At 41.3% G+C, this 26,046-nt stretch carries 27 protein-coding genes and 1 CRISPR repeat array; of the genes, 17 read left to right on the top strand and 10 right to left on the bottom strand.

The features are described from left to right. Positions 1-150: 150 nt before the first annotated feature. Positions 151-600, top strand: coding sequence for an HD domain-containing protein (locus tag H6G77_RS33465; RefSeq protein WP_313934924.1), 450 nt, complete (start codon positions 151-153; stop codon positions 598-600). A 64-nt stretch (positions 601-664) separates the two neighbouring features. Next, positions 665-1,364: direct repeats of the CRISPR family, unit length 37 nt; unit sequence GTTTCAGTCCCCTTGCGGGGTAATTGGGTTTGGAAAC. A 266-nt stretch (positions 1,365-1,630) separates the two neighbouring features. On the opposite strand, the gene H6G77_RS33460 is transcribed toward H6G77_RS33465, so the two are convergent. The 4 genes from H6G77_RS33460 to H6G77_RS33445 form a co-directional block, all read right to left on the bottom strand. Continuing rightward, positions 1,631-1,879, bottom strand: a complete 249-nt coding sequence (locus tag H6G77_RS33460) for a hypothetical protein (protein ID WP_313954541.1) — start codon at positions 1,877-1,879, stop codon at positions 1,631-1,633. Between the two features lie 162 nt (positions 1,880-2,041). After that, positions 2,042-2,413: a hypothetical protein gene (locus H6G77_RS33455; protein ID WP_190873895.1), complete on the bottom strand. Its 372-nt coding sequence runs from the start codon at positions 2,411-2,413 to the stop codon at positions 2,042-2,044. A gap of 284 nt (positions 2,414-2,697) precedes the next feature. Then, complete coding sequence (locus tag H6G77_RS33450; RefSeq protein ID WP_190873894.1) at positions 2,698-3,102, bottom strand: fasciclin domain-containing protein; 405 nt, start codon at positions 3,100-3,102, stop codon at positions 2,698-2,700. A 230-nt stretch (positions 3,103-3,332) separates the two neighbouring features. Continuing rightward, positions 3,333-3,596 (bottom strand): hypothetical protein, encoded by a 264-nt coding sequence (locus H6G77_RS33445; RefSeq protein WP_190873893.1) that lies wholly within the window; start codon positions 3,594-3,596, stop codon positions 3,333-3,335. Positions 3,597-3,829: 233 nt separating this feature from the next. On the opposite strand from H6G77_RS33445, the gene H6G77_RS33440 reads away from it, so the two are divergent. Continuing rightward, positions 3,830-4,291 carry a cupin domain-containing protein gene (locus tag H6G77_RS33440; protein WP_190873892.1) on the top strand — a complete coding sequence of 154 codons (462 nt, stop codon included), beginning with the start codon at positions 3,830-3,832 and terminating at the stop codon, positions 4,289-4,291. Between the two features lie 116 nt (positions 4,292-4,407). Here H6G77_RS33440 and H6G77_RS33435 read toward each other — a convergent pair whose 3' ends face one another. The 6 genes from H6G77_RS33435 to H6G77_RS33410 form a co-directional block, all read right to left on the bottom strand. Next, positions 4,408-4,578: an AAA family ATPase gene (locus H6G77_RS33435; RefSeq protein ID WP_190873891.1), complete on the bottom strand. Its 171-nt coding sequence runs from the start codon at positions 4,576-4,578 to the stop codon at positions 4,408-4,410. Positions 4,579-4,680: 102 nt separating this feature from the next. Beyond that, positions 4,681-5,580, bottom strand: a complete 900-nt coding sequence (locus H6G77_RS33430) for a hypothetical protein (RefSeq protein WP_190873890.1) — start codon at positions 5,578-5,580, stop codon at positions 4,681-4,683. A gap of 25 nt (positions 5,581-5,605) precedes the next feature. Next, positions 5,606-5,983 carry a hypothetical protein gene (locus H6G77_RS33425; protein ID WP_190873889.1) on the bottom strand — a complete coding sequence of 126 codons (378 nt, stop codon included), beginning with the start codon at positions 5,981-5,983 and terminating at the stop codon, positions 5,606-5,608. Positions 5,984-5,987: 4 nt separating this feature from the next. Next, a complete protein-coding gene (locus H6G77_RS33420) occupies positions 5,988-6,170 on the bottom strand; it encodes a hypothetical protein (RefSeq protein WP_190873888.1) in 183 nt (60 codons plus the stop codon). Between the two features lie 66 nt (positions 6,171-6,236). Then, a complete protein-coding gene (locus H6G77_RS33415) occupies positions 6,237-6,890 on the bottom strand; it encodes a helix-turn-helix domain-containing protein (protein WP_190873887.1) in 654 nt (217 codons plus the stop codon). Beyond that, positions 6,880-7,101 carry a helix-turn-helix transcriptional regulator gene (locus tag H6G77_RS33410; RefSeq protein ID WP_199331741.1) on the bottom strand — a complete coding sequence of 74 codons (222 nt, stop codon included), beginning with the start codon at positions 7,099-7,101 and terminating at the stop codon, positions 6,880-6,882. Before H6G77_RS33410 ends, H6G77_RS33415 begins: the two co-directional genes overlap by 11 nt. A gap of 214 nt (positions 7,102-7,315) precedes the next feature. On the opposite strand from H6G77_RS33410, the gene H6G77_RS33405 reads away from it, so the two are divergent. The 15 genes from H6G77_RS33405 to H6G77_RS33335 all read left to right on the top strand — a co-directional run bounded on the left by H6G77_RS33405 (position 7,316) and on the right by H6G77_RS33335 (position 25,767). After that, on the top strand, positions 7,316-9,910 hold the full coding sequence (locus H6G77_RS33405) for an NACHT C-terminal helical domain 2-containing protein (protein WP_190873885.1): 2,595 nt from the start codon (positions 7,316-7,318) through the stop codon (positions 9,908-9,910). A 73-nt stretch (positions 9,911-9,983) separates the two neighbouring features. Further along, positions 9,984-11,045 carry a trypsin-like peptidase domain-containing protein gene (locus H6G77_RS36545; RefSeq protein ID WP_190873884.1) on the top strand — a complete coding sequence of 354 codons (1,062 nt, stop codon included), beginning with the start codon at positions 9,984-9,986 and terminating at the stop codon, positions 11,043-11,045. Positions 11,046-11,052: 7 nt separating this feature from the next. After that, a complete protein-coding gene (locus tag H6G77_RS33395) occupies positions 11,053-12,555 on the top strand; it encodes a hypothetical protein (RefSeq protein ID WP_242049393.1) in 1,503 nt (500 codons plus the stop codon). A gap of 14 nt (positions 12,556-12,569) precedes the next feature. Beyond that, positions 12,570-13,520: a MoxR family ATPase gene (locus tag H6G77_RS33390; protein WP_190873883.1), complete on the top strand. Its 951-nt coding sequence runs from the start codon at positions 12,570-12,572 to the stop codon at positions 13,518-13,520. After that, positions 13,517-17,386: an SAV_2336 N-terminal domain-related protein gene (locus tag H6G77_RS33385; protein WP_190873882.1), complete on the top strand. Its 3,870-nt coding sequence runs from the start codon at positions 13,517-13,519 to the stop codon at positions 17,384-17,386. The genes H6G77_RS33390 and H6G77_RS33385 overlap by 4 nt, the downstream gene beginning before the upstream one ends. A gap of 722 nt (positions 17,387-18,108) precedes the next feature. Then, positions 18,109-18,432 carry a helix-turn-helix transcriptional regulator gene (locus H6G77_RS33380; protein WP_206758068.1) on the top strand — a complete coding sequence of 108 codons (324 nt, stop codon included), beginning with the start codon at positions 18,109-18,111 and terminating at the stop codon, positions 18,430-18,432. 105 nt (positions 18,433-18,537) lie between these two features. Continuing rightward, complete coding sequence (locus H6G77_RS33375) at positions 18,538-19,473, top strand: hypothetical protein (protein WP_190873880.1); 936 nt, start codon at positions 18,538-18,540, stop codon at positions 19,471-19,473. Positions 19,474-19,608: 135 nt separating this feature from the next. Further along, positions 19,609-19,935: a hypothetical protein gene (locus tag H6G77_RS33370; RefSeq protein WP_190873879.1), complete on the top strand. Its 327-nt coding sequence runs from the start codon at positions 19,609-19,611 to the stop codon at positions 19,933-19,935. Beyond that, positions 19,928-20,125, top strand: a complete 198-nt coding sequence (locus H6G77_RS33365) for a hypothetical protein (protein ID WP_190873878.1) — start codon at positions 19,928-19,930, stop codon at positions 20,123-20,125. The genes H6G77_RS33370 and H6G77_RS33365 overlap by 8 nt, the downstream gene beginning before the upstream one ends. 21 nt (positions 20,126-20,146) lie before the next feature. Next, entirely contained in the window at positions 20,147-20,344 is a 198-nt protein-coding gene (locus H6G77_RS33360) for a hypothetical protein (RefSeq protein WP_190873877.1), read from the top strand. Between the two features lie 68 nt (positions 20,345-20,412). After that, positions 20,413-20,667 carry a hypothetical protein gene (locus H6G77_RS33355; protein WP_190873876.1) on the top strand — a complete coding sequence of 85 codons (255 nt, stop codon included), beginning with the start codon at positions 20,413-20,415 and terminating at the stop codon, positions 20,665-20,667. After that, the gene (locus tag H6G77_RS33350; protein WP_190873875.1) at positions 20,664-21,116 is read left to right on the top strand and encodes a DUF1392 family protein; all 453 of its coding nucleotides are present in this window, start codon (positions 20,664-20,666) and stop codon (positions 21,114-21,116) included. The genes H6G77_RS33355 and H6G77_RS33350 overlap by 4 nt, the downstream gene beginning before the upstream one ends. A gap of 21 nt (positions 21,117-21,137) precedes the next feature. Beyond that, positions 21,138-21,581, top strand: coding sequence for a hypothetical protein (locus H6G77_RS33345; protein WP_190873874.1), 444 nt, complete (start codon positions 21,138-21,140; stop codon positions 21,579-21,581). 114 nt (positions 21,582-21,695) lie between these two features. Further along, the gene (locus H6G77_RS33340; RefSeq protein ID WP_190873873.1) at positions 21,696-22,463 is read left to right on the top strand and encodes a hypothetical protein; all 768 of its coding nucleotides are present in this window, start codon (positions 21,696-21,698) and stop codon (positions 22,461-22,463) included. A 115-nt stretch (positions 22,464-22,578) separates the two neighbouring features. Next, positions 22,579-25,767, top strand: a complete 3,189-nt coding sequence (locus tag H6G77_RS33335) for a plasmid replication protein, CyRepA1 family (protein ID WP_190873872.1) — start codon at positions 22,579-22,581, stop codon at positions 25,765-25,767. The last annotated feature ends 279 nt before the right edge of the window (positions 25,768-26,046 follow it).

Below are 26,046 nucleotides of genomic sequence, written 5' to 3'. Positions count from 1 at the left end.
GAGCGCATCCAAGAAATCTTCGACCAACTGACATTTGAGCAGGTAATTTCTATCTCTTCTTATAACTTTATCCTGGAAGCTCTATTCTATGCAGCTTCATATTAAATTGGTATAAGATTAGCGGCGTTCCTTACATCGCTCACTTACTAAGTGTGGCAGCACTCGTACTGGAAGCTGGCGGAACTGAAGAAGAAGCGATTCTCTGGCTTAGTTCAACAAGACCAAGGAGGCAAATCCACTCGTGAAGAAATCCGCCAGCGTTTCGGTGATGCAGTCGTTGCAATAGTTGATGGCTGCACCGAATCTGACACATACCCTAAACCACCTTGGCAAGAACGCAAGCAAAAGTATTTAGAAAATCTGCGGTGTGCTTCACCCTCAATCCGGCGGGTATCTTTGGCAGATAAGCTGCACAATGCGAGGTCATTATTGGCAGACTTACGACAACATGGCACTAGCATTTGGCAACAGTTTAAGACTGGCAGGGAAGGAACATTATGGTTTTACCAACAGTTGCAGCAAGTTTATAGTGCAGGTGGTTCCGACTTTTTGACCCAGGAGTTTTCACAAGTGATTCAAGAGCTTTGCGATGCAAGCTAAGAGTTTGCTTCTTTTTTAATCCCCATTCGGGGACTTATGGCAGAGCGCGATCGCGTTGGAATTTTTAATTGTCCCCTTGCGGGGTAATTGGGTTTGGAAACTCTTACGAATTGGCTCAAGTATGACGTGATGAAGTGTTTCAGTCCCCTTGCGGGGTAATTGGGTTTGGAAACTTAATGACTTAGGGCATGGGGTTGATAAATGGTTTGTTTCAGTCCCCTTGCGGGGTAATTGGGTTTGGAAACTAGACTACTTTTACAAAACATGGACTTACACATAGAGAGTTTCAGTCCCCTTGCGGGGTAATTGGGTTTGGAAACTGTTTCTCTGGCGATCGCTAGAATCCAGTCGTTGAGTTTCAGTCCCCTTGCGGGGTAATTGGGTTTGGAAACACTTGATTGTTCTTTCGATGACCATTATCGTAAAATGTTTCAGTCCCCTTGCGGGGTAATTGGGTTTGGAAACGTCATACTGTACTATCTTTGTATCAGACCAGCGTAAGTTTCAGTCCCCTTGCGGGGTAATTGGGTTTGGAAACCAGGTAAGGCGGGGAGCATCAATTTTCTCATCATATATAGAGAGTTTCAGTCCCCTTGCGGGGTAATTGGGTTTGGAAACTAAACTTTTTCAGTAAATCCTGACGATTTGCTGAGTTTCAGTCCCCTTGCGGGGTAATTGGGTTTGGAAACGTAGATCCATCAACAGGAAAAGCCCCTATTGATCCAATGTTTCAGTCCCCTTGCGGGGTAATTGGGTTTGGAAACTGCTCGAAGCTGAAACTGTTACAGAGCAAGCTTCCTGGGAAGCGATTTGACGAACCTCAAAAAAGAGTCGATTTCAGCCGCTATTATTGCAACTCATTCTCAACTTCCCTGATTGGTGAAACGCTGTAATTATTATGTTGTCAAGGTTCTGGCGATTTTGACGAGTCTCCAGGGTTTTTGACCCCGCTTCGACTTGCCAAACATCAAGCTGATTACCTAATCATAAGATGAGTATTTTCTATTGTCGAGTTTTTTTACACTTTAGATCAATCCGTAACCCCATATTCTTGCTCAATCACACTTAGCAGCTTTTCTTCCACATCAGTCAAATATGATCGCTTCAGTTCCCCCAAATACTTCAACATAGCCCTACCAGCTTCTTCCAAATTCTCGCTCTCCTGCAACCGTGTGATGCGATCGCATATCTCCTGCATCTGCTGACATTCCTGGGGTAAGTAATCATAAGATTTGAGATGCTGCACCCCAACAGTCATTTCGCTATTCCAAGTTCTCACAGTGCAACTAAACTCATGGGCGGCAACCACTATGCACCAACAGCCACCCTTACCTTTAACCCTCTTGTACCAAATGGAGAGAACCCAATCGCTGTCAGCTTCAGAATCAAGCTTTGATATTGTTTTCCAAAAGTGGTACAAGAGGGTTAAGTAGCGACATTTTTAGTTGAGTCTACAGCTTGCAGTCAGTTCTACATTCAAAAAAGTTCCTGAGCGCGGTGTAATTGAACGCAACTGCTGAACAAAACCATTAAATCTGGCATCAGTTATGCCGAACCCAGCTTCAGCACAAGCAGATAAACCGCCTTCGATGGGAATAGGAGCGCCTGCTCTTGGGCTATAGACAATAAATTTATCAACAGTACCAGTACCGACCGCAAACCCGATAACTTGGCGAACTGTTCGCAACGCAGCATTATCTAATGCACCACCAATACTGCCAACACTGATATTAACCGCACGACTTTGGGCTAATGCTGGCGCACTCATCGACAATACTGCTCCGAAAATCATTAAACTGGTTAACTTCTTCATTTTCTTTTCTCTAAAAAATCGAAAAACTAATATAGATTTTGTTACTTACTAGCTAATATATAGGCATTATCTGAAGATAATCATTGATTAAAGCAGGGTTTAAGAAATAGCTTTTTGGCAGATTTTATGCGTAATATAATACAACCTGCGATGCTTTCTCCTGTCCTTGACGTTTGGAGCATTCCATAATTCTCTGCACTACATCCAAACATTTGAGAGACAGCAATAATATTTAATTGCTGTCCCTCAAAGAAGAATACAAATTTTGCTAATTCAACAAATGCTTATGCTGGAATCAATACTGTGTCAATCACATGAATCACACCGTTATCAGCTTCCACATCGGCAGTGACAACTGTCGCATCATTGATTTTCACACCACCATTAGATGCGTCAATCTTTAAACTACTTCCTTCAACAGTTGGAGCCGAGTCTAAATTGACTACATCGCTTGCCAACACTTTCCCAGAAACAACATGGTAAGTCAGGATTTTTGTGAGTTGTGGAATGTCTTGAAGCAGTGCGTCTACTGTGCCTGCGGGTAGCTTAGAAAATGCCTCGTCAGTTGGTGCAAATACAGTAAATGGGCCAGGACTCTTGAGAGTATCCACTAAACCAGCAGCTTGTACTGCTGCTACTAAAGTATTAAAAGAACCAGCACCTACAGCAGTATCAACGATATCAGCCATGTGTTTTAGGAGTTTTTGTATGTTTCGTTACTAAATATATAGTTATATTAAGACTATGACTATCTATCTATAGAGGGTTAAAATTATGTTAGAAACCTGATGATAATCGAATAAATTTGCTAAATCAAGCAAATTTAGTATATTTTCCAAATTTCCAGATTCTCGATTAGGAGCAACACCTCTCCTGAAATTGGGAAATTTCCGATAATCAAAGCCTCAAGAGTAGCAAATCATCCATTGCCGTACTCGGATTCCAAAAGCCTCAACAATTTCTCCTCCAACGCCGTTAAATAAGTCCGCTTCAGCTTCCCCAACGACTCCAAAAACCTCTGCACCGACTCCTCCAACTCACTCGAATATACCTGACTAATGCGATCGCGTATCTCCTGCATCTGCTGACATTCCTGGGGCAAATAATTGTAGGACTTTAGGTATTGCAACCCAACCGTATACTCGCCATCCCAGGTTTTCACAGTACAACTAACGTCGTTCACTTAAGTGACAATCACCCAACAGCCACTTTATACCATTTTAGATTTTGGATTGGAAATTGCTGTCTGCACCTGGATTGTGTCAATCTATTTGTCTCAATCATTGAGTGAATTGGTATTACCTCTGAGCTTTGGGTTGTCCTTAGCTTTAAAGTCAGATAATGTCTTTGTCTTGGATTGACAAGACAAAGACATAATGGAATAAATATTGCCCCAAAATTCCTAAAGGTGTCAGCATGACTGTTATCACTCCCGAACGTCTCGTCATAGAGGAAAACCCTTCTCACACCGCGCACAAACCAGATCACAGACTCTGGATTAGCGAAGCAGGAGGGCTTACCCAGTTCGGTGCGTTCATCGAAGTCCTGCAACCTGGCTCTCGTTCATCACTCAAGCATTGGCATAGTGCTGAGGATGAAATGGTCTATGTCCTTGAAGGCGAGATCGTACTCATTGAAGGAGACACAGAGACTATACTACGTCCTGGCAATGCCGCAACGTTTCCAGCAGGAGTGCCTGTTGGTCACTGTCTTGAGAATCGTAGCTCCCAGGCAACGCGATGCCTAGTAGTCGGCACCCGATCAGCAGTAGACACAATCACGTATCCTGACCTTGATCTGGTGTGTCACCGAGATCGAGCGTTGCCAGACGACATCTGGACTAACAGTGCCGGAGAAGCTGCTTTGAGTCCCTACTAGGAATAATTGCAGAATGCTTTTTGTAGGTGCAATGTGTGACTGTATTCGCAGGAGTGTCCAAAATAGCCGATTGCCCTAACATTAGTTGTCGTTGGATTAGCATTGTCAGCAGTGCTTCAGCAGTCGTAACGTAAAATCCCTCTTGTTGAACACGCAACTGTGATAGCAGCATTGCCCCTAGTATCCAGTAAGCGAGAGAATACAGGAATATGCAATGTCCGTGCAATTTCTTCTGACAGGGTACTTTTGCCAGTGCCAGGAATACCAGAAAATAGAATTAGTTTCATCTATTCTAGTTAGCCCAATCATAGGTTGTTCTCAGACTAGCAGGCAAAAAGCAGTAATTTAGAAAATTGCTGCTGACGAAGATGCTAATAAATCTGGGTAATTTAGTTCCTATATTCCAACTCTAGAACACTCAACAGCTTCTCCTCTACAGCAGTTAAACAAGGACGGTTCAACTTCCCCAACGACTGCAACAGATTTTTGACTGTATCCTCCAGAGAATCAGAATATATTCTACTGATGCGATCGCAGATTTCTTGCATCTGCTGACATTCATCTGGCAAGTATTCATAAGATTTGAGATGTTTCAGCCCAACAGTTAGTTCTCCGTCCCAAGTTGCTACCGTGCAACTAAAGTCGTTTACTTGGCTGACAATAGCCCAGCAACCGCCCCTACCCCTAAGTTCTGGATTATCCTTAGCTACAATTTGGCAAACCTCGCCAATCTGGTAGGTGTTGGGTACTTGGGTTCGCTCCATGATACGCTGCACTGCATCTTTGACGATACGATGAGACGGTACTTTACCCTTGGCAGATTCTACAGCTTGTTGCCATGCTTCGGGCTGAATGTCCGGGTCTAGCTTTGTCAGTGGTCTAACTTGCCACTCATTAGTCGGCAAAATGTGATCGTTCCGATCACATTTTTCAGCCAGATTATCAAAAACAGCAGCCGCATCCATTAAAAGGTAAGATTGGCGACGACTATGGCCAAATCGATCTCGGCAATATTCCTCAAAATTTTTGTGTGTAGAACGATAGAGCCTGCGATCGCGTAATTCTGCCAAAGCCTTACCCGCTTCAAAAAATGCTCTCTCGACTTTCCGTTCCAAGTGCAGGCGATCGCTCTGCTCTTGCTCGGTTAGTTCTGGTACTTCAACAGCAGAAACATCAATGATTGCTGAAGCTGGGTTTTCTGAAGGGGCGATGTATGAGTTGGGTGATTTGGGGTTGTTGAAGGTTGCAGAGGTAGACTTGTTGCGCTTACGACGGAGTGGGGAGTTCATGCGCCTACCTCTAGCTGACTAGCCCCTAAACTTCTTGTAGTTCTTGGGAAACTTGAATTTCTGGCATTGGCTCTAGTGGAGTAGTTACTGGGGAGTATCGACAGTAACAAATAACCACAGCCTCAAAATCATGATTGGGAATTTCCGGAGTATACTCCTCAACTCTGGTCACTTCCCAATCCCCAATTCTGCTATGGGTACTCGAATCAGGAAACTGTTTATCTGCAAACTTAGATACTTGATGATATTCTCTGAGTCTGTATCCTGGTTCTGGTATTGGAGAATTGGAAGAATCATAATGTTCCGCAAGTATGCTGGTATAAGCCTGGGTATGAGATAGTTGCCTTTCCTCCCAGCCTTCTGCTGACATGGATTCGGCCTTGAAAATAATGTACTTACTCATAAAATTAATTCTCCTGTTCGTAAGTAGGAAATTTAGTTTCACCTTCAAATACACAGTCAACTTTTAATACTTTGTTTCCGGTAGGTTCTACCCGCAGCAGTTTCCAACCGTACTTTTTCTCCATAGTGCGGCATTTTTCTGGATCTGTTGCAGCGTGCCGCGACTCTGGTTTCTCACCATTACTCATTCCCTACTCCTCTGTAAGAAGATCAACTTTAATACTAGGGCTTGATTAAATTCAGAGCAATTATACTCATGCTGCAATCATTTCATTTACATTTATGGATTGCGAATTAAAGTTACTGATTTTGCCTTCCTCGACTTCATCAACTACTTGAACTAACTTTTGTTCTTTCTTAAAACTTCCATCATTGCTATCGGGTACACGAACTAATAGATCGCCAACTTCACACTCTAAAATCTGGCATAGCTTGTCAAGGGTTTCCAAAGGTATTGATTTGGCTTTACCATATTCAATTTTTTGAACGTTGGCCAGCGACATCTCAAGTCGTCTTGCTAGTTCATTCTGTTGAAAACTTCTAGATTCTCTTAACTGTTTTAGTCTAATTTGAATTCGTGTGCCTTCAGCAAATACACAAGCTTGTCTTGGAATTATGTTATTAAGCTGAGGACGAAACCAAGCAATTAAAGCCGCTTCAAGTTCTGGTAGTAAGGTAGCATCCGCTTGTAAGTATGCAATTCTAATCCCAGCAATTGTGGCAAGCTCTACTCCTTTATTATGTGCTTGCCATCTTGTTTTAAGATTTACAGTCTTTCCTATGTATCGCACTACACCTTGAGAATCAATAGCAAAATAAATGCAAGGCAAGGTGGGTAATTGCGATCGCTCACAAAGTGGTAGGGAAGGTAAAGCAAGAGGATCTATAGTGGCAGGATTAATCGCCATTTTTCAACTCCTGGGCTGGTATCCATTTCAGTAAAATATCTGGTTGTATGTTGTATCGAGAGCAAATCGCATCCATAACATCTTTGCCAAGATACTGAGCGGAATTGTTGTACAAGCTATACGCAGTAGTCCGGCTAATCCCAGTTTCTTGCCAGAACTGATAAACGCTCATCCCTTTGCTGTCAACAAATTCCTTAATCCGATTTCTCATGGGCATACCTTATATTGCCACTGAATATATTCACAATTAACTGTTATTGCAAAGTAGTTAACACTATTATAGAGTAATTGTAGTATAAAGTTAACCAAGAATTTAAAGCTCTTTTATAGCCACTGAGTGGAGTGACAGATTCGATAACTGTCTCTGCACAGTGAACTTTAGTAACATTTATAGCAACAACGCTTAAAACTGCTCAAGCTAACCCATGTCGGACTCAGAAAACCCAAAGCAAGTTAATAACAATGACTTACGAAATGCCCAGTTTGATGGTAGTTTGATTAATGCTGGTACAGTAAACGCTGGGCAAATTGGGGATAATGTCTACAATATTCACCTTGGGCAGTCCAATCTTAAAAATATTCAAAATCTCAAATTAGAACCTAACACTCTCAATGAGTTGGTGAATTTATTGCGTCCTTTTTTGGAAGATGAGAGAAGCCGTCGCCCATTTTTAGTTTTAGCTTTAGGTAATGATGCACCTGTGTTGCAACATATTAATTGGAGTGGTGCTGTGGCAAGTTTTATTCCAGATATGTTGTGTAAGCTTGCTGATTATGGTGAAGTGGCTCTGGAAAAACAAGCACTATGGACATTATTGGAATATGTGCGACCGCAAGTAGGTGTAGATGTACAACAACGTATCGATAATTTGCGTCCTCTACTTGATCTGCGATCGCTCTCTTTGGCTGTAACTGGTACGACATCGATTGATGTTCTAGTGCAAAAAGTACGTGAGGGTCTGCATGATAACATTCAAAGTTTGCATAGTACGATACCGCTTTGGGGAATAAACCGTGGAGTTTCTTTGGCTCATTTATTTGTCGATGTCAATATTTTAGAAGGAGTTAGCAATAGTCGCAGGTCGGAACTTGAGGATTTGTGGCAAGATTTTACAACAAATCATTCCAGTTCCCAAAGTTTAGATCGGATTGGTTCGGGCAAAAAACAGGAGCGAGTACCGGAGTTATCGGTGCTGGAGCGAAATACTAACTTGATGGTAGTGGGTAAACCTGGTTCCGGAAAAACAACATATCTGCAAAGAATTGTAACTGAATGCAATGCGGGAAATTTACAAACACAACGAATTCCTGTATTGATTCAAATGCGGTATTTTGTAGATGATGGAAGCAAGTATGCCTATAACTTGGAGCAGTTTTTGGCACAACTGTGGGGGTTGAATGATACAGATATCGAATTAATTCTAAATCAAGGTAAGGCATTAATACTTTTGGATGGATTGGATGAGGTTACAGGAGAAGATGCCAAGCAAATCATCAAGAAAATCAAGAGGTTTGCTCGTTTTTATCCGCAAGTGCAAGTAGTAGTAACTTGCCGCACACAGACCCTACCAGATTTATTCGATTGGCAATTACAACGTTTTACCTGTATAGAAATAGCGGATTTTAATGAGGAGCAGGTAAGAGCATTTGCAGCGAACTGGTTTGGGGCGGTGTGTGTGGATGTAGAGGAAAGGCAAACGAAGACGGAGGAATTTTTAGAACACTTGTTTCGAGAAGAAAATAAGCCAATTCAAGAACTAACCATTACACCAATTTTGCTAAGTTTGATTTGTCTCGTGTTCCACCAAACGGATAAATTTTATTCTAAGCGTTCCGAGTTATATAAGGAGGGATTGGAGTTATTCTTGGAACAGTGGGATGAAGGTCGAGGAATTGGGAGATACGAGATTTATTCCAATTTCTCATCAGAAAAAGAGCTAGAACTTTTAAGCTATCTGGCGGTAAAAAAGTTTGAGCAACAGCAGTATGTGTTGTTTAAGCAGGAGCAATTGGAGGAGTATATTGCAGAATTTTTAGAAATAGAACGGTGCAAAAGTCGTGTGGTGTTAAGAGCGATTGAGTCTCAACATGGGTTATTGATTGAGCGATCGCAGAACGTATGGTCATTTTCGCATTTGACATTTCAAGAGTATTTGGTGGCGAAGTGGTTTTGCGATCATGGGAAATTTGATGATTTGAGCAAATATGTTATACAGCCTTATTGGAGAGAAGTCTTCCTATTAAGTATTGAAATGGTAACAAATCCAGAACCTTTACTTCTTAGTATCAAGAAAGTCATGGATTCTCTGGTATCTAATAATGAAAAGATACAGAAGATGTTGTCGTGGTTATTTGAAAAATCGAATTCTGAACTATTTTTTAGCTCACAAGTTCGAGGTCGCGGCTTTTATCTTGACTTAATTTATAATTACGAAGTTTCTCAGACATTTACCCTAAATAGTACTGTTATATCCACGCTTACTCTATATATGGCTTTAAAAGAAGCCAACAATAATAGAATTGATCAAGTGTTCATTCTGGAACATTCACTCTATTGGTTGATTAGATGCTCTCGAACTTTTACTCCATGTATTCTTTTTATTAAGAGATTTCGAGATGAAATGACTCAACTTGGTCATGCGTTCCTCAATGCAGCTAAATCGTGTCATATCCTTTTCACTAACAATATGGTTAGCATCGATTTCTACAGTACATTATTAAGACTGTGGCATAAACTTCTAAGTTTTAATCATGATTCAGAAGAAGCATTGTCGGAGTGGTGGAAAACTTATGGTGAAGCTTGGACTTTAGATTTAAGGCAAATAATGATAAATTATTTAAATCTAGGGTACGAATGGCAATTTGATATAAAAGATAAAGAGTTACTTGAAAAATACTATGCTGTTGGACAGCTTCTAATTAATGGGTTGACTAACTGTAGTATGAATAGCCAAGCCAAATCAAGAATTGAAGCATTACTTTTTCTACCCATTGTCGAAATCGAAAAACACAAGTATTAAAGATGAATGCAATCACTTAGACATTAAGGTAAATTAAGTGTATTAGTAGTTTGTTCCATAAAGTACAGTAACCGTGACCGTACAATTATCCACACCTGATTTCCAACGCCTTACCCGTATCGTACAGAATTTACCAGACTTTGCCAACGTGCGCGATCGCCGTCGTTTAGTTGCAGGCGCATTGCAAGGTGTAGCCCAAGCAGATGTAATACTAGGAAGGTTAGATTTGGATGGCGCACCGATGGGCGTGGCTGTAGAAGTTGTGCGATTTCTGGCGCAGTTTGGACGAGTTGCTTACGATAAAGAAGCCTTGGCTGTATTCCTCAACTACATTCAGCCTTTCACGGGAGATGAAAATTCAGACTTCATTGTAGAACTGTTTCAGAAATACCCACTTGATGTTCCAGCCAGTCCTAACCGTGAAATTGAGCATTGGAAGGGAATGGACAGTGTGGCTGATATCAAGGAAAAAATTATTGGGGAAAACACATTACGCGATATTTACATTTTAAACTTGGCTCTAGAAGCTTCAAAAGCAGTAGTTCGTATTGCCACTCCAGACAGCTTAGGTACAGGCTTTATGATTGCACCTGATCTATTAATGACCAATAATCACGTTATTGATAGTCAAGAACTAGCAGAGAAAAGTGATTATAGCTTTAACTATCAATTGGATATTGACGGTAAGCAATGTCCAAGCCAGACTATTGGAGCTTTAGCTGGAGGTTCTTTTTACACTAATGAAGAACTGGACTATACAGTAGTAACCCTAAAAGATGTACCAGACTTCGGCAAACCCTTAATTTTCAAAAGTAAGTTAATGCGGCGAGATGACCGTGTGGCAATCATTCAACATCCTGGTGGTCATTTAAAGAAAATTTCGATTCAGAATAATTTTGTTGCTTACGCCGATAACAGCGTATTACAATACACTACCAGTACAGAACCAGGATCATCTGGTTCACCTGTGTTCGATGATACTTTTCAAGTAGTTGGTATACACCATAGTGGAGGGATGCTTTCAGAACCAAATACTCAACGCAGATATCTACGTAATGCCGGAACAAGTGCGATCGCTTTGTTGAATGACCTCCAGAAAAATGCACCAGAGATTTATACCTGTTTATCAAGATAATTAGGCAATGGCAATAAGTAGCGATTTGATGCAAAAAATATTACCGTTACTTAGACCCTTGATGGAAAATGCTAACCAGCGTAGGGCATATTTATTTAGGGCTTTGGGTACTGATACGCCTGTGCAATATCGACTATTTTTTGATATGCCTACGAATGATTTTATCCCTAATTTAATTAATGAATTAGTAATCTTTGACAAAACTGCTTCTGGAAAGCCTGCGCTTTGTGCTTTATTGGGAGTCATTCGTGAGGATGTATCATCAGAGAAGCAAGTAAGCATAGATGAACTGACACGACAGTTGCTTAATAATACAAGCCAACAAGATATTTTAAAAGATTTACTAAAAGAGAATAAATTAACTACTAGACATATTCCACATGAAAAAGTTAAAAATCAAATAAAATTATTAATTTTAAATATCCCAGATAAGGATGCAATAAACAAGGCTTTCTCAGCAATTGTTCCTGATGGATGGTTCGACTGGAGAAATAAGCCCAAAGATGTTGATGATATTCTCAAGCAGCTAGAAGAAATTCCCCAGTCAAAACCTAATAATTCACCTTTATTAGATTTTGTTTTTCTAATAACTCAAGATAAAAATGTTCCTCAAACTATCTGCGAAAAACTCAAACAACTCTTAACTAATGAATCCTTTGAAGTTAAAGGTAAAACTACATCTACACAACTCTTACATTCCTATTTGTTAATTCAACTTCGACCAGAAGGGAGTAAAGAATTATATGTTAAAGCTTGGTTTATTCCTGATGATACAATCCAAGATCATTGGGAACGTTTTAAACCTCTAACAGTTGACGAGTTGCAACCAGAAATTCCGCTTGAGCCAGAAAAACTGCCAGTGCTGCTTAGTAATTTACTTCAACAATGCTTTGAAGAATACTTGCAAGGACAACCAACAGAACTGACTATTGAAATTTTCCTGCCACGCGATCACCTATGTGATGAAGTTGAAAAATGGATGTATCAAGATAGCGAAGGGTTTGATATAATTATTGGTGAAGAGTACCGAGTTGTAGTGCGTTCTTATGATCGCCTGAAAAAATTACGTACACAACAGGGTTCATATTGGCGCAAAAATTGGGAAAAAGTTCAGCTAACTTGGCAAGCTCCTCCATGTTATGAGCAGGCTATGACAGTTTCTCAAGCTTGTTTTGATCCCAACAATTTAAGAAATTTGTTAGTTGAGAAAATTATTCTTAAAATCTGCTGTAATTTATCAGACTCAGAGCGAAATGGTCTACTTAGTGCAATCCACAGTGCTGGGACACCGATTATAATTTGGTCACGTTGTGAGCTAAACAGTCTCAAAAATCCTGAACACTTTGATGCGTTACTAAAAAAACCATTGCATGAATTGTCCGCCTGCGTTAAAGAACAACGTCGTTTAGCAGCTGACCATGAAATGCACTTGGGTAATCATTTAGTCTTATGGTGGGACGACCCCAATCGGATACCACCAAACCCCGCATTGGAGTTTTCTGCATCATAATTTAGGAGTAAGCAATGCGCGATTGGCTGATTTTCCAAGGTACAGACTCACCACATGATGGAATCAAAAATCTTCCAGAACCACCAAAATGGCGTGAGTTTGGGGATGCTAAGGAGAAGCAGCGTGGACAAACCTTTCAAGTCCGGCGCAATGAAATTGAGCTTGTGAATGCAGCACTTTATTTACGTCGTCCTTTGCTGGTGACTGGAAAACCGGGGACTGGTAAAACCTCTCTTGCTTACAAAGTTGCGTATGAACTCCAACTGGGTTCTGTACTGCAATGGCCTATTACTACACGCTCTACACTGCAAGAAGGGCTTTATCGCTACGATGCGATTGCTCGCCTACAAGATGCTCAAGGAAAGGACAATACCAAGGATATTGGTAAATATATTCAACTTGGCCCTTTAGGAACAGCACTTTTACCCTCATCTCATCCTCATGTTTTGCTAATCGATGAAATTGATAAAAGCGACATCGATTTACCGAATGATTTACTCAATATCTTTGAAGAAGGCGAATTTGAAATACCTGAATTAGCCCGATTACCCCAAGAATACCAGACAGTACAAGTACGCACCTATGATGGTAATGTTGCCACTGTCGATAAAGGACGGGTACGTTGTACTCAGTTTCCCTTTGTTTTATTAACTAGTAACGGCGAAAGAGAATTTCCTCCAGCCTTTCTGCGGCGATGTCTGCGCTTGACAATGGAAAATCCTGACGAAACAGCATTAAAAAAAATTGTGCAAGCGCACTTAGGCGAAGAGATAATGTCAGAAGCTGATGCTCTAATTAGTGAATTTGTAAAACATCGAGACAGAAGCGATGCAGGCGATTTAGCAACAGATCAGTTGCTTAATGCTATTTATTTAGTAACCCGTGAAAGAAGTCCTGTGGGGGATGATAAAGAAAGATTGCTTAATGCACTAATGAAATATCTTACAAGCACAGAGGATATATGATTGAACGGGTAATTGGTACTTTTCAAAAGCTGGGTTTTGATTTAACCGATACCGAGATTGCGGATATCCTCTGGTTGGCTGTGCAAATGCGTCGTTCTGATTGTTCTTCAGTTTCTGAACCGCAACAGCAAACACCTACATCTACTTCAAAGGCAACACCGACATCACCCCAATTACCGTTAGAGCAAAATATAAATTCTTCAAAATCTACCAAAAAAACTGAAGCCAGTGCTAATGTCTATCCTCAATCTGCACAGGATAGCGATCGCAATTCAAGCGGCTTACCGATTAAAGTTCCTGCGGCTCAAGCATTAAGAAATCAGTTAGAAATTGCCCGCGCTCTGCGCCCGTTAAAACGTCGAGTTCCTTCAAAAAGGGAATTTGTACTTGATGAGGCGGCAACCGCAGAACGTATCGCTAAAGAAAAACTTTTATTACCTGTAATGCGCCCTGCTCCAGAACGCTGGCTAGAGCTTGCGTTAATAATAGATGAAAGCGCATCAATGATGCTTTGGAAGCAAACTATTAAGGAACTTAAACAATTATTAGAAAGACATGGGGCGTTCCGAGATGTGCGAACCTGGGGCTTATTTACTGATGAGAGTGGTAGAGTCTGGCTACATTCAAGAACTGGTTCTGGATCAAGTCAAAAACGATTACATAATCCTAGAGAACTTATCGACCCTAATGGTAGACGTTTGTTCGTAATTGTTAGCGATTGTGTTTCTCTAGCTTGGCATCATGGTGTCATTACGAAAGTTTTAGCAGCTTGGGCTTGCAGTTGCCCAGTAGCAATTATTCAAGTATTACCCCAGTGGTTGTGGGAAAGAAGTGGTTTGGGTGTTGCTGAGTCAGTTTTACTACGGAGTTCGTCTCCTGGAGTTCCTAATCAGCAGTTAGTAATGACAGCATTGGATTTGTTTGATGAAAGCGATAATTGCAACAAACTCAAAATACCTGTAGTAACGCTTGAGTCAGAATCACTAAAAAATTGGGCGCGTATGGTTGCAGGTTGGGGAGATGTACAAACTAAAGGCTTTTTACTTGCAACTCATTCAGAGATAGATGCCCATAGTGAATTAACTGAAAATTCTGGAATTGAACTTTCAGCTAATCAACGTTTGCAACGTTTTCGCCTCACAGCTTCACCAGTAGCACGGAAACTGGCAGGACTTTTAGCATCTGCTCCGATTAGCTTGCCAGTTGTAAGATTGATACAACAGACAATGTTGCCGCAGTCAACTCAAGTTCATGTTGCTGAAGTCTTTTTAGGTGGGATATTGAAGCCTTTGTCGTCAGTTCATGAGGGTGTGGAAGCTGATAATGTTCAGTTTGACTTTATCGATGGAGTACGGGATTTATTGCTGAATGGCGTTCCTTTAACTGAATCAACTGAGGTATTGCGTAAGGTTTCAGAGTATGTGGCGCAACGGGCTGGGCTTTCAGTTGATGAATTTGCTGCGATGTTGATGAATCCGGGTTTAGTTGATAGTTTCAATGGGGTTTTAGTTCGTCCTTTTGCTGAAATTACTGCGAAAGTTTTAAGGCGGTTCGGTGGAAACTATGCAGAATTAGCAGAAGAAATAGAACAATCTTTCCAAATTTTATCCCAAACTACTCTATCTCCAATTAAAGAACAATCTGCCCAACTTTCCTACGCATATCAAGTTGGTGGCTCATTACCGCCTGATGCACCTACGTATGTTGTGCGTCAGGCAGATACAGACCTTTATGAGGGTTTGAAAAATGGTGAGTTTTGTTATGTGCTTGGCCCTCGCCAAATGGGGAGATCCAGTTTGAGAGTTCGGGCGACAGATCGCTTACGGAATGAGGGTTTTGCTTGTGCAGTGGTTGATATCACTGCGATTGATACAGCAGATATTACGCCAGAACAATGGTACACTGGATTATTTCATACTTTAATTTCTAGTTTCAATCTTGACACAACTTTCAATTTAGAAACTTGGTGGATTGATAACAATACTCTATCGGTAGTAGAAAAATTTAGCAAGTTTATTGAAGATATTCTTTTAAAAAGGATTACTGAAAATATTACTATTTTCCTTGATGAAATTGACTCCATTCTCAACCTGCAATTCAATGTGGATGACTTTTTTGCTATTATCCGTAACTGCTACAACCGTAGAGTAGATAATCCAGCATATAACCGCCTGGCTTTTGTTATTCTGGGTGTAGCAACTCCCTCAAATTTGATTCAAGATAAAAGAAGCAGACCCTTTAACATTGGTCGTGCAATAGCATTAAAGGGTTTTCAGCTTCATGAAATAGAACCTTTGGCAAAGGGTTTAGCTGGGGTTGGAAATCCTCAGAAACTAGTGGAGGCTATTCTTTATTGGACAGGAGGACAGCCATTTTTAACTCAAAAGCTTTGTTTGCTTGCTGTAAAATCTAACATAGTTCGCCCTGCTAATGGTTATGAAGCTCATTGGATAGAAGATTTAGTTCGTTCAGAAATTATTGAAGACTGGGAAAAGAAAGACGAACCAGAACATTTTAGAACGATTCTAAACAGAATTTTATTTTTAGAAAACAATTCTATAGAATTATTAAATTTATATAAAAAAATATTAAAGCAAGGAAAAATAATCGCTGATGATAGTCGAGAGGAAAAAGAGCTAATACTATCAGGATTAATAATAATAAAAAGAAATAAATTAACTGTTTACAATCGCATTTATCAAAAGGTTTTTAATGAAGATTGGGTAAATCGCCAATTAGAGCAATTTGCATTGAAGAAAATACTAATTTTGTCAGGAAATCCTAATAGTATATCTCGTTTGCGTTTAGATGAAGAAGTACGAGAAATTCAAAATAGTTTGCAACGTAGTAAAAAAAGAGAGCAATTTGGGGTTACTAGCAATTTTATTGTACGCCCTGATGATTTATGGCGTGCATTATTAGACACTAAACCAGAAATCATATATTTTTCTGGTCATGGTGGAGTAAGTCAAGGTTTGGTTTTGGAAAATTCTTCTGGAGAAGCAAAGGCTGTTAATCCAGAATCTTTAGCAAATTTGTTTAAATTATTTAATAACACAACCGAGTGTGTTGTTTTAAATGGTTGCTACTCTGAGCTTCAAGCTGAAGCAATATCTCAACATATTAACTACGTGATAGGCATTAGTAATGAAATTAGCGATAAAGCAGCTATTAAATTTGCTGTTGCTTTTTATGATGCTTTAGGTGCAGGTAAAAGTTATGAAGATGCCTATAACTTTGGCTGTCTTGCGATTGCTTTGGAAAATGCCCCAGAGCATTTGATACCTGTTCTCAAATCTCGAAAAACTATATTAGAAAACAATTGTTATAAAGAAATTCGTAAACCTGGTTCATTAATTCGGATTAAAAAGCCTCCCAAGTTAAATGAAACTGCTTTATTAAATAGGATTCTTAAATATGCAAACCAGCAAGATTATCAAACTATTAACCTAAACTTTCAAGATGCTGATATTAATATTCTTGATAACCTAGATAGACTCTTACAATGGCTTTGTTCCAGTATAACTAACAAGCTGATTTTAACTGATAATTCAAGTAATTATTGGGATAATTGGAGAAGTCGTCTTGGTAGTAAAGTTACTTGCACACACTATTTAGAAGAATATTTATTACCTCAAATTCCAAATGCGATCATTCTCGTTTTAGATAATATTGAAGAAATTTTCAAATATCCTGATATTACCACCGATTTTTTAGGTTTGTTACGTGGTTGGCATGAAACAGCAAAATATGAGACTGTTTGGCAAAAACTGAGATTAGTAGTCGTACATTCCAAAGATACTGAAATCCCATTTAACATTAACCAATCACCCTTTAATGTGGGTTTGACCATTGAAATAAGCTAATCGGTATTTAAGCTGCAACATAGTGGCTATTACCTTTATTTTTGATTTTTCGATGCCACTTAATAACTGGAGTTTAGACTAAATGTGACTTGAAGAAGATTTTGGACAGGATGTCCAACTTTACCTTCCAAAAACGTCAAAAAAATAACATAAAAGAAAGCTAAACTGCTCAAACTATCTCCCTGTATGCAAGATAAAGGTTTTGGTAATAGCGATACTTACTGTGGCAAGCGATCTCAACCAAACGTAAGAAATCTCAGGAGTTAGGGAAAAGTTGGCATTTGAGTATTATTAGGTTGGATTTGCGTCTATGTCCTTCTTCCATTTTTGTTATTATGTCCATTTTCTTTATCCAAAGTTGCGTAGCTTGCCGCCGAAGGCATCGCTTGATTAATGTCTTAACGAAGTTATAAGTATTTCAGCTTGCAACTTGTCCAACTTCTTCTTCCAAAACCTGTCCAAAATCTTCTTCAAGTCACACTAACGCAAACAACTTACCCCTAAACCATCAGCACGTTCTCCATACCCTTCCGCACCACAAGATGTTTGCATTGGTACTGAGTGGAATGTAGCTTTAAAAGCCAACATAAATTTAGAGCGATCGCTTTCACGATTTAAGCTCTACGCTATTACTGCTTAGGTTTTACATACTTCATAGAAGAAGTATACCACTATTTCCACAGTTTGTGTAAATATAGGAGTATGCAGTGAGAGAAATCGTAATGCAAGGAATACCTTTAGATTTGGTATCCCGGATTGACTGGGGACAGGAATATGGTGAATTTTTATTTCAACAAAGAGAAGATAAAAAACTATCTAGAGAAGAAGTAGCACAAGCAATTACAAGGCTTGGTGAACCTTGCTCTCAGCAGTTAATTCACAAAATAGAGAAATGGAAGGGTAAAGGAGATCGGTCTGTTTCTTTGTCTCTTATTTTGAAATATTGTCAAATTTTAGGAATCGAACTGAGGGAGTTTTATCCTGTTGTATCACAAACCTTTAGTTACCCTTTGTTACAAAAAATTTCATCCGTAAGCGTTGAATAATTTCCATAAAATATGTAAAATATAAGAGACAAAACAAAGGACAACCGATTTAGCCTGGAAAACTTTTGCGATTGCCCTTTGCCCTTATATTCAAGGAATTCCATCATGCCACATACAACCCCCGCCCAGCAACCGCCCGTCCGTTGCGCTCTACCGCACCTCAAAAGAATTGCTGCCCTCGACGAACAAGCGATCGCTCAAGCCGAACTGAATCAGTATGTTGCGGAGCAAGCGCAGGCGATCGCTCCAGAAGAATTAGCAATCAAAGAAATCAACCCCCACCACTTTGAGATTTTTGCTGGTAAACAGTTAATCGCGTACATCAGCTACGACAACGCCGAGTTCGTCACGCAGCCTTGGGTAGTGATGGTAAATGGTAACGAAATCTTCCGCCACAACACCCTTGCCCGATGCCAACGCTTCATCCACTGGCACTACAAAGACAATACACTCCCATTACCTTTACCTGCACCAATCGACTACCCAGAAGCCCCTACAATTACAGAAATCTCCTTCCACGACCAAGAGGCTTCTGTTGATGGTCAACTGGTAGCCAGCGTTAGCTTCGACCAGAACAACTACCAGGATTTGTACTGGCGAGTGCTGGTAAATGACGTTGAAATTTTCCGGGACACTACACCTGAGCGATGCCACAGTTACGTCAAGCAGCAGTACCAGCAAGGCACATTACCAGTGCAAGCCCAGTTTGAAGAACCATGCACCACAGGTAATGAAATCATGGTACAGATTTTCAATGCTTGTGAACAGCACGGTTTGGAACTGCTCGATGACGGCATTTACCAAGATGACAAGAAATTGGGTGAAGTTGGGTTTACAGACGGTCACTGGTGGTTCATCCGGGCTGCTTCAGAAGGGCAGAAGGTAGCGTGTGAATCGGTGGATGAGGCTGTGCGATTGCTGTTGGTGGTTGAAGCTGGGGATTGGGAGGACTTGTTAGATAAGCCATTCGACCAACTCAGTCAACAGGAATGGCGGCTTTTGATGGAGTCTGAGCCAGTGCGGGAATTAGTTGCGGCGTAGAGAAAGAGTGGGCTTTTATACCCACTAACTTTATCCAATGATTTACCAGTTCCAAATATAACCACCTGCAATTGGGGCAAGCCTCAGTAATTGTGTCCCAATTGCTCACCCATCCCTTCAACCATGAGCAAATATATGCAACCCACAATCAGTATTCCAAGTGACTGGGAATACCCCAGATTCGCATTCGGGCAGCGTACACAGCAGGGCATAGTCATCGGCTTAGAGTACAAACCTGCTAATACGCAATTAGCCCATGAATACGGTAATTCTTGGCGTTATACGGTACTTCCTGATAAGCATTCAGATGAAGTTCAGCATTACTCTGATGACCAGATTCAAACGCTTTCTGTTGCAGAAGTACAGCAGCAGTTACAGATAGAAATTGAACAATATCAGATGCAAATCAAGCTACTTCAGCAGCAACTGGTGGCCATCTCAGGAGGTTCAAACGATGGCTAAAGTTATCGATTGTTATGTGGAAAGAACTGCTGCAAGACTACTGCGATCACTCAAAGGTTCGGGTGGTGCTATACCTCTGCACCGGATTCAGTTTTCGCAAACCATCATTCAGTATTTGTTGGACAAGAAATTAGTGCAAATCAAAAATACTGGACACGGCTTTTTGTTGGCAGTTGTCGAGAAGTTTTAACTACAGAAGAGAGTAACTCAAATGAATTTACCAGATTTATTGCTATTAGTTGAATCTGCAAAATATCTGATATCTCAAATAGAAAAACATCCCGGTTACCAAGCACTTGATTATCACCCTGATCTAACAATTGGGGATGCCCGAACAGCACTATCGTATTTGAAATGTGAACTAGAAGATAATCAACAGCCTTCAATTGTTTTCGAGAGTGTTGATTAGGAAAGAGCAATCGCCTCAATGAGTGCTTATATTGGGGCGATCGCTAATCAAATTTTAGAGAGTTATTTATGGCTAAATTCTTGATTGATTCAGACAACTATACCTGTCATCAAATCGCTAGTATTCTATCTCTGAATTTATCCATTGTTCGCTTTTGGATTCAGCGTGGTTCGTTGAAAGCTAACAAACATACTCCCAAGCATTATGAAATCGGGATTGGACACCTCAAACAATTTCTCGAAAACCCACCACATCAGATTAAAAAGCGTATTTCATCTCTTGATTCCAAAGCTATTAATCATTTGTTGGGTAAAACAGTATGACAGAACAAATCACAGACTTAGAAAGATGCTGGTTCTTATCTCCGCCTTGGGGATTCAAAATCTTTCAACTAGAAGCCAGATTACTTGAACGAGTTTACCTGAAAACCAACCGAAAATTTGGTTATTGCTGCGGCGTGAAGTGGTTGTATGATAACTGGATTTATTTAATTGATACTGGGACAGAATTATTACAAGCAACCAAACATCAAATCATTGCCACAGGGCAAGTCAACACTAACTTTCAATCGAAGTTTGCGTTAGGAGATAGAGTCATGCTTCGTTCGTTTGAGCATAGCAAGAAGCAGCGTTTAGTGTTGGGGATTCAGTTTCTTGAGGGAGATTGGTACTACTTGATTGAAATTGCATCCCCTACTCTTGACCGTACCAGCAATAAGCCAAATCGCTTTTGTCTAATTGCTGAAAAGGATTTAGTTAAAGTCAACTTTTAAGTTATTTTACCAACAACAATCATGGAAATCATCATTAACAAAATCCAAATCAGTGACAACGTAATCTCGATTAACTATGACCTGCCCTGTGATTCCAACCAGAGAAAAAATGTCAAATTCTCTTGTGACCAAGAAGCTAGTCCTGACTTTTATTCTGTTCTAAACAATTTATTAGAAGAAGCTATCAACACTTTAGGTTTAGACCAACGACTCTGGGCTAAAGGAACTGTTACAGGTGTTGTCTTCAAAGATAACAAAATCACGATTACCGTCACCAATAAAGTGGGGGATATTTATGTGACTGTCTCCACCCCAAGCATTCTTGTTGATGCAGAAGAATTGCTCACCCTAATTGAAAAAATCACTAGCGAAGCTGTTGCATACATTGATGGCAAACGGGCGCAAATGTCTTTGCTTGATAACGACGGGAAAGTAGTCGAAATTCGGCAGTTTCAGATGAACTAATTAGACCATTAAAAGCAAAGCGATCGCGCTTACCAATTGTTTCTGCTTGGTCAAAAATCGCAGCAATGCCCCAAAAAAATCACCTCACCTAACATTCCTCAACTGCAAATAAATATGACACACACACCTACCGAAATCACCCAAATCATCGAACAGATTAGACAAGAAATCAATGTTGACTCTAATGGTCAGGGTAAAGCAAGTATTCGGGCAACTGCAAGATTAGCTGATATCAACGACGCTGGACTTTTGAGAAGCTTGAAAACTGCTGCTGACATTTCTCACTCTAAATTGGTTGAAAAGCTTATCCGTAAAGGATTTGAAGCTGCTGACGTTTTAGGATGGTCGCAGTCTGGTATCCCTGATGTCGCTGTTGCCACAATACTGCATTATTACGGTTACGAAGCCGGGAAAAGATGTAGCCAACAAGCAAGACTCGCCTGTGAAGCGTTTGAAAGTGTGGGCGTTCGTGCCTGGATGCAAGATATCACAGGCTGGACAAAACCTGCACCTTCCCATGAAACCACCATGACCCAAATCCAGTTACTCGCTGCGATCGCCCAACAGATGGCAGAACAAGAACAACGTTTAATTCAACAGCAACAACAGCAAGCCGAAATTTTAGAAAGGCTCAAAGCCGTCGAAGTTGAGCAAGACAGAGTAAATACTCCCTCCGGTCACAAGTACAGTATCGTTGGTTTCGCTAATCTCCAAGGATTAGAAATCTCAGCCAAAGAAGCGAGTGCAAAGGGAAAGAAGGCCAGTGCTTTGTGCCGTAAACAAAACATCGAAATTGAACGCATTCATGACCCCAGATTTGGCAGAGTCGGGTTGTACCCCGAAAGCATTTTGATTGATGTGTTTTCTTCGGGACAAAACTAATCCAGCGTTGCAATGACACCTGTTTAGTTCAAAGTAATTAGCTCTGTAACAAACATCCTAAAGCGGTATCGGGCTATACCGCTTACTTTTTCATGCGTCTATTTATGGAGAGGATATGGCCATAACAACAAATCTTGAATCTCATCATCTGCAAGAATGGCTAGACAGTGGCGTTGACGAAGAACTGATTGCTTTGAATGTGCGATCGCTTGTCGGCAGAACACCTTATGAATACCTGCTCTACAGTCCAAAAATCTCCCGCCGCAACGATGGGCGATTGCGGGACAGGGATTTGAAGAAGTACCAGCACATTGAACTCGGCGGTTGGTGGTGCAGTGGCATTGACCCGCTCAACGATTACATAGCAATGCTCTGGGGTTGTTTCAAACCCGACAAGCCCCGGCGTGATCCGCAGAAAATCCACAAATTCATCAAGTATGAGCATCCTTACAGGGAGCAAACACGCGCTTTCTTTCTCCAAGTTACCAAGAAGATTTGGGTGAAAGTTTCAAACCGTTGTGGTATCCCAATCACTGAAGAGGACTTACAGCATCCGGGTGGTTTCTGGCACTGGGTATGGAAGAACAACGTGCCAGTGGTGATTGTCGAAGGGGCGAAGAAAGCTGCTTGTTTGTTGAGTGCTGGTTATGCTGCGATCGCAATCAGTGGTGTTAACGCTGGCTACCGCACACCAAAAGATGATTCCATTACTGCCACTGGTAAGCCATCGCTCATTCCCGATTTGAAACATTTCGCAACACAAGGCAGACAAGTTAACATTTGCTTTGACAACGATACCAAACCTGAAACTGTTCAACGGGTAAGAACTGCTATCAGCCGGATGGGCCGACTGCTCATCAACGAAGGTTGTCAGCTGCGAGTCATCGACCTGCCAGGAACAGAAAAAGGTGTTGATGATTTTGTCGTTGCTCATGGTGAGGTGGCTTTTCACGCTCTGTACAATACCGCCGAAACTTTGGAATTGTGGGAAATTAAACTGTTTACTCTGCTGACTTATCCTCCAGCAATCGCACTCAACCAGCGATTCTTGGGTGGACTGATTGCACCAGAAGGAGAAAAGCTGGTTGTCCTCAAAGCTCCCAAAGGCACAGGTAAAACCGAGTGGTTGTCTGCTGAGGTTGCCAAAGCCCACGACCAGGGGCGGCGGGTTCTCATCATTACACATCGCATACAACTGGGTGAGGCGTTATGCGATCGCTTCGGCGTGGATTACGTGTCAGAAATCCATACATCCGATACAGGCGGTTTGCTGGGGTATGGCGTGTGCGTTGATTCTTTGCACAAAGATAGTCAAGCCCATTTCAACCCCAACGACTGGTCAAACGATGTCATTATTATCGACGAATGCGACCAAGTGTTCTGGCATCTGCTCAACTCTACTACCGATGTGGCCAAGCGGCGGGTAGCGATACTGCGAAATTTCAAGCAGCTGATCCAAAATGTCTTGGGCAGCGAACACGGTAAAATTTACCTATCTTCTGCCGATGCCTCAGATACCGATGTCAAGTACATTTTGTCTCTGGCTGGAGAATATAAAGTTACCCCCTTCGTGATCGTAAATAATTATCAGCCAGTGTCTGGCAAGTGCTACAACTATTCTGGTAGTAATCCCAAGAATTTGATTGCGGCGTTAGATCGGGCGATCGCTGCTGGCGGACATCATTTATTATGTTGTTCTGCCCAGAAAGCTAAATCCAAGTGGGGAACTCAGGCATTAGAGCAAAGGTTTAAGCAGAAATTCCCACACCTGCGAATACTGCGGATTGACAGTCATTCAGTTTTAGATCCGAAACACCCAGCTTTTGAATGTATTGCCCATCTCAACGAAATTCTCACGCAGTACGATTTAGTTATTGCTTCGCCCAGCCTGGAAACTGGCGTGTCTATCGATATTCGAGGTTATTTCAACTCTGTCTGGGGGATATTCCAGGGGGTTCAGCCTGTGGACTCTGTACGGCAGATGTTGGCACGATTGCGCGAAACAGTTGACCGCCACATTTGGGTTAGTCGGTATGGGATGGGGACTGTGGGCAATGGTTCAACTTCGATGGGTGGGTTATTGCGGAGTCAGGACATTGCAACCCAGGCAAATATCGCATTATTGTCGGCATCTGACAATGATGATTACTCGTTCATTGATCAGAATTTCCAACCCGAATCATTGCAAACTTGGGGTAAGCGAGGTGCTGTTATTAATGTCGAGATGCGCCGCTATCAAGAATTTGTGCTGAAGGGTCTGGCTGCTGATGGCTATACGATTATTGACGCGGATGATTCTGACCCTGATGAAACCAAGGAAATTGTTCAGGAAGTCAAAGCAGCTTCCAAGGAATTATATTCTGGTCAATGCTTGGGGGTTTCTGAATCAGAAGATGTGTCTGATGCGGAACTCAAGAAGTTGCAAGAAAAGCGGGTGAAGACGGAAGAAGAACGGTATCAGCAGCGTAAGGGTGAATTGTCCCGGCGTTATGAAGTTGACGTTACGCCCGAATTAGTCGAAAAAGACGATGACGGCTGGTATCCCCAACTGCGGCTGCACTATTACTTGACTGTGGGGCGGGAGTTTTTAGTAAACAGGGATAGCAAACGGGCTAAGGCACAGGCGGAAGTTGGGGAGAATGCGATATGGAAGCCTGACTTTAACAAGGGGCAGATGTTGTCGTCGGTGCGGTTGTTAGAAGAATTGAAGCTGTTGCAATTGCTTACGCCTGGGGAACAGTTGCGGGGTTCTGATCAGAGGATGCAGGAGTTTAAGGCTCACGCGCTACAGCATCGGTACTTGATCAAGAATTATTTGAACGTGACTATTTCGGAGAAGTTGACACCTGTGGCGATCGCACAGAAGTTATTGAATAAAATTGACCTGCGGTTGTCGTATGTTGGTCGGTTGGGGGAAAGAGGGAAACGGGAGTGTGTTTATAAGTTTGTTGCACCGGATGATGGGCGCTCTGGGATTTTTGAGAAGTGGTTAAATCGGGAGTTGGTGTCAGTCAGTAATAATATAAATGTACCAACACTAATCACTGACACAGCACTACTCCCCAGTAATGAGGATATGGAGGGACAGGAAAGTTCTACGGATTCTTGGTGGCGGCAGGTTAAATCTTACGCTGCTGGGTTTATGGAACGAGTGAAAGATGATGTGGAATCAATCAAAGAGTTCCTCTCCACCCTCACGAGTGATGAACGGTGGGGCGTGATGCTGGCGTTTGAGGAGGCGCAGCCAGAGGTGTTCGGGGAGTTGGTAGCACAGGCTCCTGAGTGGGTGACGTGGATGGGGTGACTCAAATAATTGCGAATTAGTTTGACGTACCTGCCCAAAGCAAGCATCGCTATCTTTCCCTACCTCCAAGAAGCTAATTTAACCAATTTTAGTTACTATTTAAGAAAAATTAGGAAAGTTTTGAGAGACGATGTGCGGCTAGAAGTTGAATTAATCAGGCGTATTGCAATACCGTAGCCAATTTACGAGGGTTCAACACCTGTAGAAACGGGATGAATACGTCCTAAAGAAGTAAGCTTGGCAAAAATCTGACTTAATAAAATAGGCTCAGGCATTTCA

This window comes from Aulosira sp. FACHB-615 (assembly GCF_014698045.1).
In the GTDB taxonomy this organism is placed as follows: domain Bacteria; phylum Cyanobacteriota; class Cyanobacteriia; order Cyanobacteriales; family Nostocaceae; genus Nostoc_B.
The sequence above is the reverse complement of the archived record's forward strand: the minus strand, read 5'-3'. Positions and strand labels throughout refer to the sequence as shown.